The following is a 16,204-nucleotide window of genomic DNA, read 5'->3' as shown; positions in this document are numbered from 1 at the left end:
CCGGGACCCGCCCTGGCCGCCCCGTGGGGCGGTGCCGGCGGGCGGCGGGACGGCGCGGGCGTCCGGCGACGCGGGTGCGTCGTCACTCGGCTCCCGCCAGACGGTGGATCGCGGCCATCGGGACCGGCAGCCAGTCGGGCCGGTGACGGGCCTCGTAGAGCACCTCGTAGACCGCCTTGTCCGTCTCGTAGGCGCGCAGCAGGGCCGGGTCCGAGCGGGGGTCGGTCCCGGACTCCTTCGCGTAGCCCGCGCAGTAGGCGGCGCGGCAACGTGCGGCCCAGTCGGCGTTCCACGGGCGGTGGGTGCGGGCCGCGTAGTCGAAGGAGCGCAGCATGCCCGCCACGTCGCGGACCGCGGGCTGCGGGCGGCAGCGCTCGGTGAGGGGCTTCGCGGGTTCCCCCTCGAAGTCGATGACCGACCAGCGGCCGTCCGCGGCCCGCAGTGTCTGCCCCAGGTGCAGATCGCCGTGGACCCGCTGCAGCCGCCCGGCCCCGACCGTGCCGCCGGCCGCCGCGAAGACCGCCCGCAGTCCGGGGACGTACGGCAGCAGCGCCGGCACCGCCTGAGCGGCGGAGTGCAGGCGCCGGTCCATCGCCTCCGCCAGCTGCTCCGCCTGGGACCTGCGCAGCCGCTCGGTGGGCAGCGCCGTCGCCAGGGCGAGATGGACCTCGGCCGTGGCCCGGCCGAGCGAATGCGCCTCCTCGGTGAACTCGCGTTCCTCGGCGAGGGCGTCCAGCGCGAGCCGCCAGCCGTCCCGCGAGTCCCGCAGGTACGGCTGGAGCACACCGAGCGTGCTGGCGCCCGACTCGAACCAGGCGACCGGCTCCGGGACGCGCTCGCAGCCCGCCCGTGCCAGCGCCAGCGGCAGCTCCAGATCGGGGTTGGCTCCGGGGCTGACCCGACGGAAGATCTTCAGGATGTACGCGTCGCCGTAGACCAGTGAGGAGTTGGACTGTTCCGCGTCCAGCACCCTTGGTGCGAGCGAGGCGGGCAGGGCGGTCGTGCCGCGGAAGCGCAGCGGACCGATACTGCCCGGGGTGCGCAGCCGTTCGTAGAGCAGCCCCGCGAGCCGCGGGTCGCGCAGCCCCTCGTAGACCGCCCGGCCCGCCAGCGGGCCCTGCCGGAGCCGTCCGATCAGGGCGGGGGCGAGGCGTGGCGGGAGCTGGGTCCTCACGCCGAGGAGCAGTTGGTAGCAGTCGGCGGGTGTCCCGGCCGGGCGACCCGGCTGTTCGACCCGTACCAGCAGGTGCAGTAGACCGGGTCCCGTGCCGTCCGGTGGCAGCAGCTCGGTGGCCGCTTCCAAGCTGAATCCGGTGACCCGGCGGCCCTTGCCCGCGAACCAGCGCTGCCGGGGCAGCCATTCATGGAGCAGGGGAGCGAGTGACGGAAGGAGGGCGGCCGGGGCCCGGGTGTGGGAAGCGGTCTCCGGCATGGCATCGCGTCCTTTCCCCCGGGGGGCGCACGTGGGAGTTCAAATGCGCAGAGTGTCCCGGATTGCGGCGTGAACTGTCCGGCTGTGCGGGACGTGTCGGGTGGGGAAGATCCGTATGGGCCCGACAAGAAGGCCCGTATGGACCTGAATAGACCGTGTGTGGGACACAGTGCCCAGGGTGGCGCGGGGGAAACCCGCCCCACCCCGGTCAGTTGGCCGGGTCGGTCAGCCGAGGGACCGACGGCTCTTCTTCAGACGGAACCAGTAGAAGCCGTGCCCCGCGAGAGTGAGCAGGTAGGGCCACTGGCCGATGGGCGGGAAGCGCACCTGGCCGATCAGTTCCACCGGGTGCATGCCCTCGAACTGCCGCAGATCCAGCTCCGTCGGCTGCGCGAACCGCGAGAAGTTGTTCACGCACAGGACCAGGTCGGCGTCCATGCCCTCCTCGGGAGCGGACTCCCGCAGGAAGGCGAGCACGGCCGGGTTGGAGGAGGGAAGTTCCGTGTACGAGCCGAGCCCGAAGGCGCGGTTCTGCTTACGGATCTCGATCATCCGCTTGGTCCAGTGCAGCAGGGAGGACGGCGAGGCCATCCCCGACTCCACATTGGTGACCTGGTAGCCGTGGACCGGGTCCATGATGGCCGGCAGGGTGAGCCGCCCCGGGTCACAGGAGGAGAATCCCGCGTTCCGGTCGGGCGTCCACTGCATCGGGGTACGTACCCCGTCCCGGTCGCCGAGCCAGATGTTGTCGCCCATCCCGATCTCGTCGCCGTAGTACAGCACCGGCGAGCCGGGCAGCGAGAACAGCAGGGCGGTGAACAGCTCCATCTGCTTGCGGTCGTTGTCCAACAGCGGTGCGAGGCGCCGCCGGATGCCGATGTTGGCCCGCATCCTCGGGTCCTTGGCGTACTCCGCGTACATGTAGTCGCGTTCTTCGTCCGTGACCATCTCGAGCGTCAGCTCGTCGTGGTTGCGCAGGAAGATGCCCCACTGGCAGCCGCTCGGGATCGCCGGCGTCTTGGCCAGGATCTCCGAGACCGGATGGCGGGACTCCCGCCGCACGGCCATGAAGATGCGCGGCATCACGGGGAAGTGGAACGCCATGTGACACTCGTCGCCGCCCGTGGAGTAGTCGCCGAAGTAGTCGACCACGTCCTCCGGCCACTGGTTCGCCTCGGCGAGCAGCACGGTGTCGGGATAGTGCTCGTCGATCTCCCGGCGCACGCGCTTGAGGAAGGCGTGGGTGGCGGGAAGGTTCTCGCAGTTGGTGCCCTCCTCCTGGTACAGGTACGGCACCGCGTCCAGCCGGAAGCCGTCGATCCCCAGGTCCAGCCAGAACTTCAGCGCGGAGAGGATCTCCTCCTGCACGGCGGGGTTCTCGTAGTTGAGATCCGGCTGGTGCGAGAAGAAGCGGTGCCAGTAGTACTGCTTGCGCACCGGGTCGAAGGTCCAGTTGGACGTCTCGGTGTCGACGAAGATGATCCGGGCGTCCTGGTACTGCTTGTCGTCGTCGGCCCAGATGTAGTAGTCGGCGTAGGGCCCTTCGGGATCGGAACGGGATTCCTGGAACCACGGATGCTGCTCGCTCGTGTGGTTCATGACGAAGTCGATGATGACGCGGATGCCGCGCTGGTGCGCCGCGTCGACGAACTCGACGAAGTCGGCGAGATCGCCGAACTCGGGCAGCACCGACGTGTAGTCGGCGACATCGTAGCCGCCGTCCCGGAGCGGGGACTTGAAGAACGGCGGCAGCCAGAGGCAGTCCACCCCCAGCCATTGGAGGTAGTCCAGCTTGGACGTGATGCCCTTGAGATCGCCGACGCCGTCGCCGTTGCTGTCCTGGAACGAGCGGACGAGGACCTCGTAGAACACCGCCCGCTTGAACCAGTCGGGATCACGGTCTTTGGCGGGGGTGTCCTCGAAGGTGTCGGGTACGGGTTCGTTGACAGTCATGTGGTGGGTGACCCTCCGGTCTGCGGGGACGGTCGCAGGACGAGGACGTGCGCGGGCGTGACACCCGGCTCGAGGCGCACATAGCTGGCCCTGCCCCAGTGATAGGTCTCGCCGGTGAGCTCGTCGCGCACCGGTACGGTCTCGTGCCAGTCCAGGCCGAGCTCCGGCATGTCCAACGAGACCGTGGCCTCCTGGGTGTGGTGAGGGTCGAGATTTGCGACCACCAGAACGGTGTTCGAGCCCGACCGCTTGCTGTACGCGATCAACGCGTCGTTGTCGGTGGCGTGGAAGCGCAGCCCGCGCAGCCGGCGCAGCGCCGGATGACGGCGCCTGACACGGTTCAGCGTGGTGATCAGCGGGGCGATCGAGGCCCCGGTGCGCTCGGCCGACTCCCAGTCACGGGGCCGGAGTTGGTACTTCTCTGAGTCCAGGTACTCCTCGCTGCCGTCCCGCAGGGGGGTGTTCTCGCAGAGTTCGTATCCGGCGTAGACACCCCAGGTCGGCGAGAGGGTCGCGGCGAGCACCGCGCGCACCTCGAACGCCGGCCGGCCGCCGCCTTGGAGGTAGGCGTGCAGGATGTCGGGGGTGTTCACGAAGAGGTTCGGCCGCATGTGGGCCGCCGCGTCACCGGACAGCTCGGTGAGGTACTCGGTCAGCTCCTGCCTGGTGTTGCGCCAGGTGAAGTACGTGTACGACTGCTGGAATCCGATCGCGCCGAGCGTGCGCATCATCGCGGGCCGGGTGAACGCCTCCGCCAGGAAGATCACGTCCGGGTCGGCCCGGTTGATCTCGCCGATCACCCGCTCCCAGAACACCACCGGCTTGGTGTGCGGGTTGTCCACGCGGAAGATCCGCACCCCGTGGTCCATCCAGTGCCGCAGCACCCGGACGGTCTCGGCGACGATGGCGTCCATCGTGCCCGGGGCCCCGTCGAAGTCGATCGGGTAGATGTCCTGGTACTTCTTCGGCGGGTTCTCGGCGTACGCGATCGAGCCGTCGGCGCGGTGACGGAACCACTCCGGGTGCTTCTCCACCCACGGGTGGTCCGGGGAGCACTGGAGGGCGAAGTCCAGCGCGATCTCCAGACGCAGCTCGCGGGCGCGGGCCACGAAGGCGTCGAAGTCCTCGAGCGTGCCGAGGTCGGGGTGGACGGCATCGTGCCCGCCCTCCGGTGAACCGATCGCCCACGGCACGCCGACGTCCTCCGGGCTCGCCGCGAGCGCGTTGTTGGGACCCTTGCGATGAGTGGTGCCGATGGGGTGGATGGGTGGCAGATAGACGACGTCGAAGCCCATCGCCGCGATCGCCGGCAGCCGCTCGGCGGCGGTGCGGAACGTCCCGGGCACGGTCCGACCGCGGACCTTCCGCACCCCCTCGGAACGGGGGAAGAACTCGTACCAGGAGCCGAACAGCGCCCGCTCGCGCTCCACCCGGAGCGGCAACGCGGGCGAGGCGCTCACGAGTTCGCGCAGCGGGTGACGGTCCAGGGTCTCGGTCACCCGGGGGGCGAGCGCGGCGGCCAGCCGGGCCGCGGCGGAGCGGGACTCGTCGCGCAGCGCGTCGGCCGCCGCGAGTACGGCCTCCCGGCCACCGCCTTTCTTGGGCACGCCCTTCGCCGCGCGCTCGTGGAGCGCCGCGCCGTCGGCGAGGACCAGCTCGGAGTCGATCCCGGCCGGAATCTTGATCCTCGCGTGATGGCGCCAGGTCGCGACCGGATCGCTCCACGCCTCGACGGTGTACGTCCACAGACCCTCGGCGTCCGGCGTGACCTCGGCGCCCCACCGGTCGGTGCCGGGCGCCAGCTCGCGCATCGGGGTCCAGGGGCCGGGGCGGCCCGAGGGGCCACGCAGCACGACGTTGGCGGCGACGGCGTCATGGCCCTCGCGGAAGACGGTGGCCGACACCTCGAAGGTCTCACCGGCCACGGCCTTCGCGGGCCGGCGTCCACAGTCGACCAGGGGGCGGACGTCCAGTACGGGAATACGTCCCATGAGCGGATTCACAGCATCACCTGAAGGGGTACGGGGGTGCGGGTGGTGGTGCGCTCTTTGTAGCTCCGTCGACGGCTGGCGGGTTGCGGGCATGGCCGCTCCTGTCCGCGTTCACTCGGATGGCGGGTCTACGGGCTGTACCGGAGGAGCCTTCCACTCCATTCGGGCGGGCAATCCGGCGCTTTGTTAACTACTAGGACGTAGTCGTCCGGACAAGCACACGGCACCCACAAGAAACCGGCCCCGTCCTTGTCGGACGAGACCGGCGGTCGCGGCGGCGCGGGCAGGAGCACGGCTCCGGCGCGCGCCGGGGGCCGCGCGCGGGGCGCGGGCGGCCCCCGGGGCGGGGTGGGACACGGGACGGGAAGTCGGCGGAAAACCGGCGGGATGTGGCCGCCGGGCACCCCTCCGGGCACCGGCACGACGGGGACCTCTCCCGACACAGGTATGACGGTGGGTCAGGGATCACGGTTCGGGCTCCGCGCGGGCGCACCACGACGCGCCGGGGGCGTGCCCCCGGCGCGTCGTGGTGCGCCCGCTGCCCGAGGGAGCGTCAGTCCTGAGGCGAGGCAGGCTGCCCCTCGGTGTTGCCGGACCACACCTGCCACGGCTGACGCATGACCCACTCGTCCACCGGTGTCGGGCGCACGGCCAGGACGTCCGCCGACACCCCGTCGTCGGCCGTGAGCAGCAGCGGGTCGACGCCCGTCGCCATGTAGTGGTAGATCCCCGCGACCCCGGCCGCCGCGGCCGGGCCCAGCAGCTGCGCGAGCCCCCGCTCGAAGACCTCCGGCGGCAGCGGCAGGTACTGCACCGAACGGCCCAGCCCCCGGCCGAACGCGGCGGCCAGCTCCGCACCGGTCAGCGCCTGCGCCCCGCCGATGTCGAAGGTCCGGCCCTCCAGCCCCTCCCCGGTCAGCGCGGCCAGCACCGCCTCCGCCAGGTCGCGGTGCGAGAGCCAGGCCGTCGGGGTGGAGGCCGGCAGCGGATAGGCGAGGACGCCCTCGTCGACCAGCGCGGGGCCGTTCCACGGCGAGAACAGGTTGTCCAGGTACACCGGTGGCCGGACGACGACCAGCGGCACACCACTGTCCCGCAGGACCTCCTCGGCGATCCGCCTGGTCTCGAACGCGGCCACCGAGGTCGGGCCCTGCGGGATCCGCGTGTTGGCGTTGTAGACCAGACGCAGGATGCCCGCCTCCCGGGCCGCGTGCGCGATGTTCCGCGCGTACAGCCGCACCCGCTCCGCCTCGTACACCAGCGGCATCACCACCGAGGCGTGCGTCATGCCGTCGAAGAGCCGGCGCACGTCGGCCAGGCTCGCCAGGTCCCCCGCGATGAAGGAGGCACCGGGCAGCGGCGGACGGTCGCCCGCGGGGCGGCGGGTCAGGGTACGCACCTTGTGGTGCCGTTCGGTCAGCAGACGTGCCACCGCGCCGCCCTGGAAACCGGTGGCTCCCACGACCGCGACCCGCATCGGAATCTGACTGGACATGTGTGTGAAGGGCCCTTCGATAGGCTGTGACGGCTGCCGTGACGGCTCTCTCAGGCTGGCGGCGGCGGCTTCGGCCGTTCAATTAACAAACCGGGGCGGAAGTTGAAGGATCGTCCATGGACAACGTGCGAACCGACCGTGACGACCGACGTGAGGACCGACGTGAGCACCGGCGCGAAGACCGGCGCGAGAACCGGCCGGAGGAATGGGGCGAGGACCGGCCCCACGGGCGGGGAGAGGACGGCCCTCGGGGCTCGTGCGACGACCGGCGCGGGGACGACTGCGAGGAGCGGGACGACCTGCTGAGCGAACTGCTGAAGCCACTCCGCCTCACCGGGGTCTTCGACAGCCGCTGGCACGTCCGTGCCCCCTGGGCCATCGAGGGCGACGCGGAACAGAGCTGCGCCGTCCTCCACTACATCGTCGAAGGAGGCTGCTGGATCACCGGCGACGGCCAGGCCCCGCTCGAACTGCGCGCCGGCGACCTGATCGTCTTCCCCACCGGCATCGCCCACCGCCTCTCCGACCGCCCCGACCGGCAGGGCGTACCCCTCAGGGCCGTCCTGCCCGAACGCCAGCCGGGCACCTCCGGCGAGATCGTCATCCCCGGAGACGGAGCCGTCAGCCGCATGCTCTGCGCCGGACTCCACTACGACGCCAGCGCCGCCACCGGGCTCTACACCTCACTGCCCTGGGCACTCGTCCTCGACGGCGCCCAGGTCGACCGCGAACCACTGCTGCGCGACACCCTGCGGCTGCTCGCCGCGCCCGACCGACCGGTGGGCCCCGGAGACCGGCTCATCACCCTGCGCGCCTTCGAGATGGCCCTGGTTCTCGCGCTGCGCCCGCTGCTGCGCGAACTCGCCGACAACCCGGCGACGCTGCCGGTCCTGCGGCACCCCGGCATCAGCCGCGCCATGGTGATGATCGCGACACGCTACGCCGAACCCTGGACCATCGAGTCCCTCGCCCGCGAGGTCGGCATGTCGCGCTCGGCCTTCACCGCCGCCTTCCGGGAACTCGTCGGCGAGGCTCCCGCCCGCCACCTGACCGGACGCCGGATGCAGGAGGCCGCCCGGCTGCTGACCGAGACCTCGATCCCGCAGTCCGCGGTCCCGCCCCGGGTCGGCTACCAGAGCGCGGTCGGCTTCCACCTGGCCTTCCGCAAGTGGTTCGGGATGACCCCGGGGGAGTACCGCTCCGGCTACGACCACGCGGCGTGACCGGGGGAGGCGGAGCGGGGCGGAGCACAAGAGGGCCCCGGTGCCCCCGGCCCCCGGAGACCGGGCCGGGGGCACCGGGGCCCCTTTCGTCGCTGCGCTACCCGAAGGCGACCCGGTCGCTCCAGAGACCGTCGGCCGGCAGGATGACGCGCCAGTAGGCGGACTCGTGGGACGTGCGCCCGCCGCGATAGAAGCCCTCCGGCCGGCCCCGCCCCGAAGATCGCGTTCAACTACTCCTCGCAGTCCGTCGACGGCAGGACCTCGGTCGCCAACGGCCAGGCGTCCTGGATCGGTGACGGCTGGGACTACCACCCCGGCTTCGTCGAGCGGCGCTACCGCTCCTGCTCGGACGACCGCAAGAACAGCCCCAACAACGACAACGACACCGACAAGAAGAAGTCCGACCTCTGCTGGGCCAGCGACAACCTCGTCCTCTCCCTCGGCGGATCGTCGACCGAACTCGTCCGCAACGACGCCGACGGCAGGTGGGTTCCCGCCAACGACGACGGCTCCAAGATCGAGTACCTGGACAAGGCAGGCAACCCCAAGGCCAAGCAGACCGGCGCGTACGACGGCGAGTACTGGCGCGTCACCACCCGCGACGGAACCCGCTACCACTTCGGACGCAACGACCTCGACGGGGCGGGCAGCCGCCCCGTCACCCACTCCGCCTTCACCGTGCCCGTCTTCGGCAACCACAGCGGTGAGCCCTGCCACCAGACGTCCTACGCCGGCTCCTCGTGCACCCAGGCGTGGCGCTGGAACCTCGACCACGTCGAGGACGTCCACGGCAACGCCATGATCATCGACTGGAAGCAGGAGACCAACGAGTACGCCAGGAACGGGGAGTTCAAGAAGGCCGTCTCCTACGTCCGCGGCGGATATCCCACGCAGGTCCTCTATGGTCTGCGCGGCGACAACCTGACCGGCGCCCCCGCGGGCAAGGTGGTGTTCACCGCCAAGGAGCGCTGCGTCGTCGAGGGTGCGACCAGCTGCTCCGTCGCCGAGTTCGAGTCGAAGGACTACGAGGACAAGCAGCCCTGGTGGGACACTCCCGCCACGCTGCACTGCAAGACCGGCGCCGAGAACTGCTACATCACCTCGCCCACCTTCTGGACCCGGGTCAGGCTCGCCTCGGTCAGCACCTACGGTCAGCGCACACCCGGTTCGACCGCGCTGTCACCCGTCGACCGATGGGACCTGCACCAGTCGTTCCCGAGGCAGCGCACCGACACCCACCCGCCGCTGTGGCTGGAGTCGGTCCGCCGCACCGGATACAGCGTTCCCGGCGCGAACGGAGCGCAGACCAGCACCACGCTCCCGGACCTCTCCTTCATCGCCAACGTCGACGACATGCCCAACCGCGTGGCGAAGAGCGCGAGCGACCCGACTCCGGAGTTCGACCGGCTCCGGGTCGAGACCGTCCGCACCGAGACCGGCGGCGAGGTCTACGTCGACTACTCCGCCCCCTGCCCGAAGGGCACGGCTCACCCCGCCCCGGAGACGAACACCGGCCGCTGCTTCCCCAGCAAGTGGTCACCCGATCCCGACCTGGAGAACCCTCCCCTCGAGTGGTTCAACAAGTACGTCGTCGACCGGATCGTCGAGAAGGACCGGGTCGCCCGCCAGCCGGACGTCGTCACCACGTACGTCTACGACACCGCCAAGGGCGCGGCCTGGGCCAAGAACACCGACGAGTTCACCAAACCCGAGCTGCGGACCTACGACCAGTGGCGCGGGTACGACAAGGTCACCGTGAAGCGGGGTGTCACGTCCCACGCGGACCCGGACACCGCCACGGAGCGGTCCCAGACCGTCACGCGCTACTTCCGCGGCATGTCCCGCGACGCCGGCCGGGCGGTCGTCACCGTCAAGGACTCGACCGGTGAGGAGACCCTCGGCGAGGACCTGCCCGCCTACCAGGGCCGCACCGCCGAGACGATCTCCTCCACCAAGGACGGCGGCAGCCTCGTCGCACGCGAGACGAGCCGGCCGTTCGCGCGGAAGACCGCGACCCGGGCACGGGGCGACGGCCTTCCCGCCCTGGAGGCGTACAGCACGGGGACGGACCGGACCGACGCCGAGGAGTCGATCAGCGGCGGCAAGAGCCGGACCGCGCGCTCGGAGACCCTCAGGCGCGACGCCTACGACCTGCCGCTCGAGACGCAGAGCTACACGCTGACCGAGACGGAGGGGGGCGCTCTCACCAAGGCCGACGAGTCGTGCGCCGTCACCTCGTACGTCCACAACGTCACGAAGCACCTCATCGGCCTTCCTCAGCGTGTCCGCACGACGGTGGGCGACTGCCAGGACGCGGCCTCCGCGACGGGCGACCAGGTCATCTTCGACGCGCGCACCTCCTACGACGCGCTGAACGCCTTCGGCGCGGCGCCCGTCAAGGGACTTCCCCGTCAGGTCGACACGATCGACGGCGACGGTGACGGATGGATCACCTCGGCCCGCACCGAGTACGACGCGCTCGGCCGGGCCGTCAAGAGCGTCAACGCCCAGGGCGCCTCGACCGCCAACGCCTTCAGCCCGGCCACCGGTGTCCCGTTCCAGGCCACGACCACGAACGCGCTGAACCACACCGCGACCTCCACCGTCGACCCGGGACGCGGCTCCGTCCTGTCCCTCACCGACCCCAACGGCCGCACGACGACCAGCCACTACGACGACCTCGGCCGTGTCACCGACGTGTGGACCCCGTCCCGCGACTCCTCCACGGACAAGGCGTCGGTCCACTTCGACTACCAGATCGACGCCGACAAGGTCCCGGCGGTCACCATGCGGGCGCTCCGTGACAACGGCACCTACGCGGACTCCGTCACCATCTACGACGGTCTGCTGCGTCCGCGCCAGACCCAGACGGAGGCGCTCGGCGGCGGTCGCGTCGTCAGCGACACCCTGTACAACGCCAACGGCTCGGTCGGCGAGACCAGGAACAGCTACTTCACCAAGGACGAACCGAAGCCCGAGATCTTCGTCCCCGAAACCGTCTTCGAGGCCCCGAACTCGACGAAGGTCGCCTACGACGGTCTCGGACGCGCCGTCCGCACGACCACGCTGCACGACGGCGACGCACAGCACTCCAGCACCGCCGTCTACGCGGGAGACTGGACGCTGACCCGCACCGGCATGTCCGCCGACGGGACCACACCCCTCAAGGGCAGCCGCGCGGCGAAGACCTGGACCGACGCACTCGGCCGTACCGCGAAGATCGAGCACTACACCACCACCGGCCTGATCGGCCCTGATCCGGCGTCCGACGACACGCGGTACGCCTACGACCCGCGGGGCAAGCTCGCGAGGGTCACCGACGCCGACGGCAACACCTGGACCTACACCTACGATGTCCGCGGCCGGCTGACGGCATCGGCGGACCCCGACATGGGCCCGGCCGGCTTCGGCTACGACGACCTGGACCAGCAGACCTGGTCCAGGGACGGCCGGGACCGCGCCCAGTACACCCTCTACGACGTGCTGGGCCGCCCGACCGAGCTGCACGACGACTCCGAGACCGGCCCGCTCGTCTCGAAGTGGACCTACGACACCCTGCCCGGGGCCAAGGGCTATCCCGTCGCCTCCACGCGCTACAACGGCGGCGCGGCCTTCACCAGCGAGGTCACGGGCTACGACACCGAGTACCGCCCCACGGGCTCGAAGATCACCATTCCCGCGACGCCGGGCACGACCGGCCTCGCCGGCACCTACGCCTACACCAACACCTATACGGAGACCGGCAAGCTCCAGTCGGTGACCCTCCCGGCCACCCCCGGCGGTCTCGCCGCGGAAAAGGTGATCACCCGCTACAACGGCGAGGGCGCGCCGATCACCACCTCCGGCCTGGCCTGGTACACCTCCGGCACCCTCTACAACCCCTTCGGCCAGGTGCTGCGCACCACCTCCGGCGAAGGATCCAAGCGCCTGTGGACCACCGCCGCGTACGACGAGGCCACCGGTCGCCTCAAGGAGACGGTGGCCCAGCGGGAGATCACGAGTCCCGTCTGGAAGTCGACGACGGCCTACGGCTACGACACCGTCGGCAACGTCACCTCCATCACCGGCACCCAGTCGGAGACCTCCGGCACGCAGACGACGAACCAGGTCGACCGGCAGTGCTTCGCCTACGACCCGATGGGCCGTCTGGTCCACGCGTGGACGGGCAGCGACACCTGCCCCACCGCCACTTCCGCGCAAGGCGCCGGCCCCGCCGAGGGCGGGCTTTCCACCGGTGTCGACGGCAGCGGCTACTGGCAGTCGTACGAGTTCGACGCGATCGGCAACCGGACCAAGCTGACGGTCCACGATCCGGCGGGCGTCAAACCCACGGACGAGTACGAGTACAGCTACGGCCGTGGGGACACGAACAACGGCAGCCAGCCCACGACTACCGCACAGCCCCACACGCTCACCGACGTCAAGAGCCGGCAGGTCATCGGAGGTTCGACCTTCAGCCTGCGTCAGAGCTACCTCTACGACCCCTCGGGCAACACCACCGAGCGCATCACCGCGGGCGGCGAGACCAGCACGTTCACCTGGGACCGGCGCAACAAGCTCACCTCGGCCGACACCGACAACGACGGAGCGGCGAACGTCACCTACCTCTACGACGCGGCCGGTAACCGTCTGATCGAGGACGACGGCACCAAGCGAACCCTCTACCTCGGCGAAGCCGAGATATCCGTCAACACCGCCGGTCAGGCTCTCGACGCCAAGCGCTACTACGGCCACACCGGTGCTCCGACCACGGTCCGCTCCACCGGAGGCAAGGCGACCGGACACAAGCTGACGGTTCTGCTCTCCGACCACCACAACACCTCGACCATGGCGGTCGACCAGTCGGGCAATCAGGCCGTCACCCGCCGGTTCTTCGACCCGTACGGCAACCCGCGCGGCACCGAACCCACAGACTGGCCCGGCCGCCACACCTTCCTCGGCACCGGCGTCGACGACCCCACGACGGGCCTGACTCACATCGGCGCCCGCGAATACGACGCCACCACCGGCCGCTTCCTCTCCGCCGACCCGATCATCGACATCACTGACCCGCTCCAGATGAACGGGTACACGTACGCCAACGGGAATCCCGTCACCTACAGCGACCCGACGGGGCTCGAGATCGGCTCAACGCCGGGGACCTGCTCGTGGGACGTGAAGTACTGCACCCCGGATCAGGCATCCGGTAAGGACAAGAACAATGGTGCCAGGGACAACAGTGGGCATGGATCTACTGACGATGCTAAACCGGCCGATGAGCTGGAAGCATGGGTAGAGACGTTCGGTGCAGGGCCAGACGATCTGGTAACTCTCGAGCAGCGCTACTTCACCTGGACTCACGGTGCGATGGCTCAGTCGGGCAACTACTGGACCGGGGCCAAGATCGGCGAAAAGTACCTGTGTTATGGGCGAACGGCATGCCACAAAGCGGCAATATATCTGCGTGAAACCGGCGACGTTTCTGGCGCCAAGAAAATCGCCGCGACATATTGCATTGAAAATCCCAGTGATTGCGGGAACGCGCAAAGCACTCACAATGCTCTCCGGGAAGTTGCCGCAGCATTCCCCTTCATGCTTGCAGGTGGAACCGGTCCTGGGGCGCTTAAGGGAGGCAAGGGCGGCCCATGTAACAGCTTCGTGCCGGGCACGAAGGTTTTGATGGCCGACGGCACGAGCAAGCCGATCGAGAACGTTAAGGCTGGCGACAAGGTCGTCGCGACCGACGAGAAGACCGGGGAGACCCGGATCGAGACCGTCACCGCCGAGATCAAGGGCGAGGGCCTCAAGCACCTCGTCAAGATCACCATAGACGCCGACGGTAAGAAAGGCACGAAGACCGCCCAGGTCATCGCGACCGACGGCCACCCCTTCTGGGTTCCGGAAATCGGCAAGTGGATCGACGCCACCGACCTGAAGTCGGGCCAGTGGCTCCAGACGAGCACGGGCACCTACGTCCGGGTCTCCTCGGTCCAGCGCTGGACCAGCCAGGGCGCCACCGTCCACAACCTGACCGTCAGTGACCTGCACACGTACTATGTGCTGGCGGGCAACACGCCGGTTCTCGTGCATAACAGTGGTGGACCCAACTGTGACATCACGATTTACAAGGCGCCGGGTAGGGGTATGACGGACAGACTGCTCAAGGACGGATTTACGGAGAAGGACTTTCCGGGATCCGGTAACGGTTACCCTGATGGACGCGCGTACTTCGGCCTCGAAGATGACGGCAAGACGATTGCGCTTGACTATGCGAGCCGGGGAGGCTACGACGGTGGTGTCGTGCAGGTCAGGATTCCTAAGGCCGACTTCGAGCAGCACTTCAGTCAGTACGTAGGCTCGCACAACGGCGTGCCCAACGTGGAGGTGGCGATCCCGAATACGGCGTTTGACCGCCTTAACCAGTACCCTCGAAGCATGGTCGGCGGATGATGAACAAGCAGCTCAGTGCACGTGAGCAGTGTCTCATTGGCGAGATGATCGATGGACAGGTCGAGGCGGTATTCCGCTGGGGGATCATCGTTGACCTGGGGCTGTCTCGGGTCGGGCTGATCGACGCTCTCTATATCGATGACGGAGACCGTTATGAGGTCGGAGGGCGGGTCAGCTGCTATCTGGACTGCTTTGACGAGCGGAAAGACAAATTCATCCTGAGGCCACCCGGTCAGATTTCACTTGCGGAACGCCTGGGGCGATCAGTCGATTGATTTCGATGCCTGGCTGAATTGAATCAGCACGGATCTACCGAGTTTTGCGGAAATGAGAACAGTCGGACGCAAATAGACAGCGGGTCGCCCCACCGAAACCTTTCGGTGGGGCGACCCGCTGCCTTTGACGGCAGTGAGCCTTTTCCAAGCTGGTTTCGTTGACCGCGAGGTGGACAGTCCTGCGCGACGACGAAGCTCCTGGTGGACGGGTTCTCGACCAAGATCACCCGTGTCTGCCAGGAGCTTCGCGCGCTTGTCTATCCGTCTTCGATCGATCTGTCCAGCCGCACCTTGCGGTTCCTGGCCGGGCGGCTGACCGCCAGACGGCAGGAGATCGGCACGCGGTGGCGGCGGCTTCCCGCCTCGCGACAGGCTCTGCTGGCCCTGGCCCACCTGCGGTGTGGTGACACCTACGCCCAACTCGCGGCCGGTTTCGGCATCGGGATCGCGACCGCCTTCCGCTACATACGCGAGGCCGTCGACATCCTGGCCGCTCTGGCCCCGTCCCTGGCCGAGGCGATGAGGACGATCCGGACGAAGGCGTTCGTCATCCTCGACGGCACTCTGCCGCCGATCGACCGCATCGCCGCTGACACCCCCTACTACTCGGGGAAGCACAAGCGCCGTGGCATGAACGTCCAGGTCCTCACCGACCCGTTCGGACGGTTGCTCTGGGCCTCGCCGGCGCTGCCCGGATCGACTCACGACCTCACCGCCGCACGACAGCACGGCATCATCGAAGCCCTCACCGAAGCAGGACTCGAATGCTGGGCCGACAAGGCGTATCAAGGCGCCGGCGGACCCGTCCGGGTACCGTTTCGCGGCCGTCGCCTCAAGCGATGGAAGCGCCGCCACAACACCACCCATGCCAAGATCCGCTGCCTCGGCGAGCAGGCCATGGCCACCCTCAAGGGCTGGCGCCTCCTGCGGAAGCTCCGCTGCAGCACCAACCGCATCACCGACGTGGTGAAGGCCGTCCTCGTCCTTCACCACGCATCAGCGTGAGGTTGGAAAACGCTCCGTGGAGAGCCCGTTACCGAGAGATCGGTACGGCGGGTTCGGCGAGCGGTCCCGGGAAACGGACCGGGAGCAATCCCGGCACCGCGCCCCGGGCCGACTCAACAAGCGGATGCGCCGGAGCCCGGCCCGTTCGAGGAAACGGCGGGTGAGGTTGGCGGGGTCGAGAGGCCGGCCCGTCGGCGTGGTGAAGACGAGCCCGCTGTCCTGCCAGGCTGACCCTGCTGTCTCTCGCTCCTTGTCCTGCCGTCCTGTGTACTCCTTGAGGGAGTGGAGGCATGCGGTCGGGAGCGCGACATGTCGCTCGGACGCCCGGGTCTTGGTGGGCAGGTGGGTGAGGCCGCCGGTGCGGGTGCGCTGGAGCGAGCGGCGGATGCTGGCCGTTCCGG

Annotated in this window: 8 protein-coding genes and 1 pseudogene; 4 read left to right on the top strand and 5 right to left on the bottom strand. The window is 69.2% G+C overall.

Annotation, left to right across the window (positions count from 1 at the left end; translation table 11 throughout):
- Positions 1-82: 82 nt before the first annotated feature.
- From OG393_RS08640 to OG393_RS08625, 4 genes are all read right to left on the bottom strand, one after another.
- Complete coding sequence (locus OG393_RS08640) at positions 83-1,432, bottom strand: maltokinase N-terminal cap-like domain-containing protein (protein ID WP_327374042.1); 1,350 nt, start codon at positions 1,430-1,432, stop codon at positions 83-85.
- A gap of 225 nt (positions 1,433-1,657) precedes the next feature.
- On the bottom strand, positions 1,658-3,385 hold the full coding sequence (gene treS / locus OG393_RS08635; protein WP_327374041.1) for a maltose alpha-D-glucosyltransferase: 1,728 nt from the start codon (positions 3,383-3,385) through the stop codon (positions 1,658-1,660).
- Positions 3,382-5,376 carry an alpha-1,4-glucan--maltose-1-phosphate maltosyltransferase gene (locus OG393_RS08630; protein WP_327374040.1) on the bottom strand — a complete coding sequence of 665 codons (1,995 nt, stop codon included), beginning with the start codon at positions 5,374-5,376 and terminating at the stop codon, positions 3,382-3,384. The genes treS and OG393_RS08630 overlap by 4 nt, the downstream gene beginning before the upstream one ends.
- Positions 5,377-5,929: 553 nt before the next feature.
- On the bottom strand, positions 5,930-6,871 hold the full coding sequence (locus OG393_RS08625) for an SDR family oxidoreductase (protein WP_327374039.1): 942 nt from the start codon (positions 6,869-6,871) through the stop codon (positions 5,930-5,932).
- A 116-nt stretch (positions 6,872-6,987) separates the two neighbouring features.
- On the opposite strand from OG393_RS08625, the gene OG393_RS08620 reads away from it, so the two are divergent.
- From OG393_RS08620 to OG393_RS08605, 4 genes are all read left to right on the top strand, one after another.
- Complete coding sequence (locus OG393_RS08620; protein ID WP_327374038.1) at positions 6,988-8,094, top strand: AraC family transcriptional regulator; 1,107 nt, start codon at positions 6,988-6,990, stop codon at positions 8,092-8,094.
- Positions 8,095-8,772: 678 nt separating this feature from the next.
- Positions 8,773-14,523: a polymorphic toxin-type HINT domain-containing protein gene (locus OG393_RS08615; protein WP_327374037.1), complete on the top strand. Its 5,751-nt coding sequence runs from the start codon at positions 8,773-8,775 to the stop codon at positions 14,521-14,523.
- On the top strand, positions 14,520-14,798 hold the full coding sequence (locus OG393_RS08610; RefSeq protein ID WP_327374036.1) for a hypothetical protein: 279 nt from the start codon (positions 14,520-14,522) through the stop codon (positions 14,796-14,798). The genes OG393_RS08615 and OG393_RS08610 overlap by 4 nt, the downstream gene beginning before the upstream one ends.
- A 222-nt stretch (positions 14,799-15,020) precedes the next feature.
- Entirely contained in the window at positions 15,021-15,803 is a 783-nt protein-coding gene (locus OG393_RS08605; RefSeq protein WP_327378357.1) for a transposase family protein, read from the top strand.
- Between the two features lie 120 nt (positions 15,804-15,923).
- Here OG393_RS08605 and OG393_RS08600 read toward each other — a convergent pair.
- A pseudogene (locus tag OG393_RS08600) lies at positions 15,924-16,202 on the bottom strand (site-specific integrase); the annotation flags it as partial.
- Positions 16,203-16,204 lie beyond the last annotated feature (2 nt).

The organism is Streptomyces sp. NBC_01216 (assembly GCF_035994945.1).
In the GTDB taxonomy this organism is placed as follows: Bacteria; Actinomycetota; Actinomycetes; order Streptomycetales; family Streptomycetaceae; genus Streptomyces.
The sequence above is the reverse complement of the archived record's forward strand: the minus strand, read 5'-3'. Positions and strand labels throughout refer to the sequence as shown.

Excerpts from the sequence above, each read along its gene's own strand:
- OG393_RS08610 (WP_327374036.1), top strand. The coding sequence starts at position 14,520 with ATGATGAACAAGCAGCTCAGTGCACGTGAGCAGTGTCTCATTGGCGAG.
- OG393_RS08630 (WP_327374040.1), bottom strand. The coding sequence starts at position 5,376 with ATGGGACGTATTCCCGTACTGGACGTCCGCCCCCTGGTCGACTGTGGA.
- OG393_RS08640 (WP_327374042.1), bottom strand. The coding sequence starts at position 1,432 with ATGCCGGAGACCGCTTCCCACACCCGGGCCCCGGCCGCCCTCCTTCCG.
- OG393_RS08620 (WP_327374038.1), top strand. The coding sequence starts at position 6,988 with ATGGACAACGTGCGAACCGACCGTGACGACCGACGTGAGGACCGACGT.
- OG393_RS08625 (WP_327374039.1), bottom strand. The coding sequence starts at position 6,871 with ATGTCCAGTCAGATTCCGATGCGGGTCGCGGTCGTGGGAGCCACCGGT.
- treS (WP_327374041.1), bottom strand. The coding sequence starts at position 3,385 with ATGACTGTCAACGAACCCGTACCCGACACCTTCGAGGACACCCCCGCC.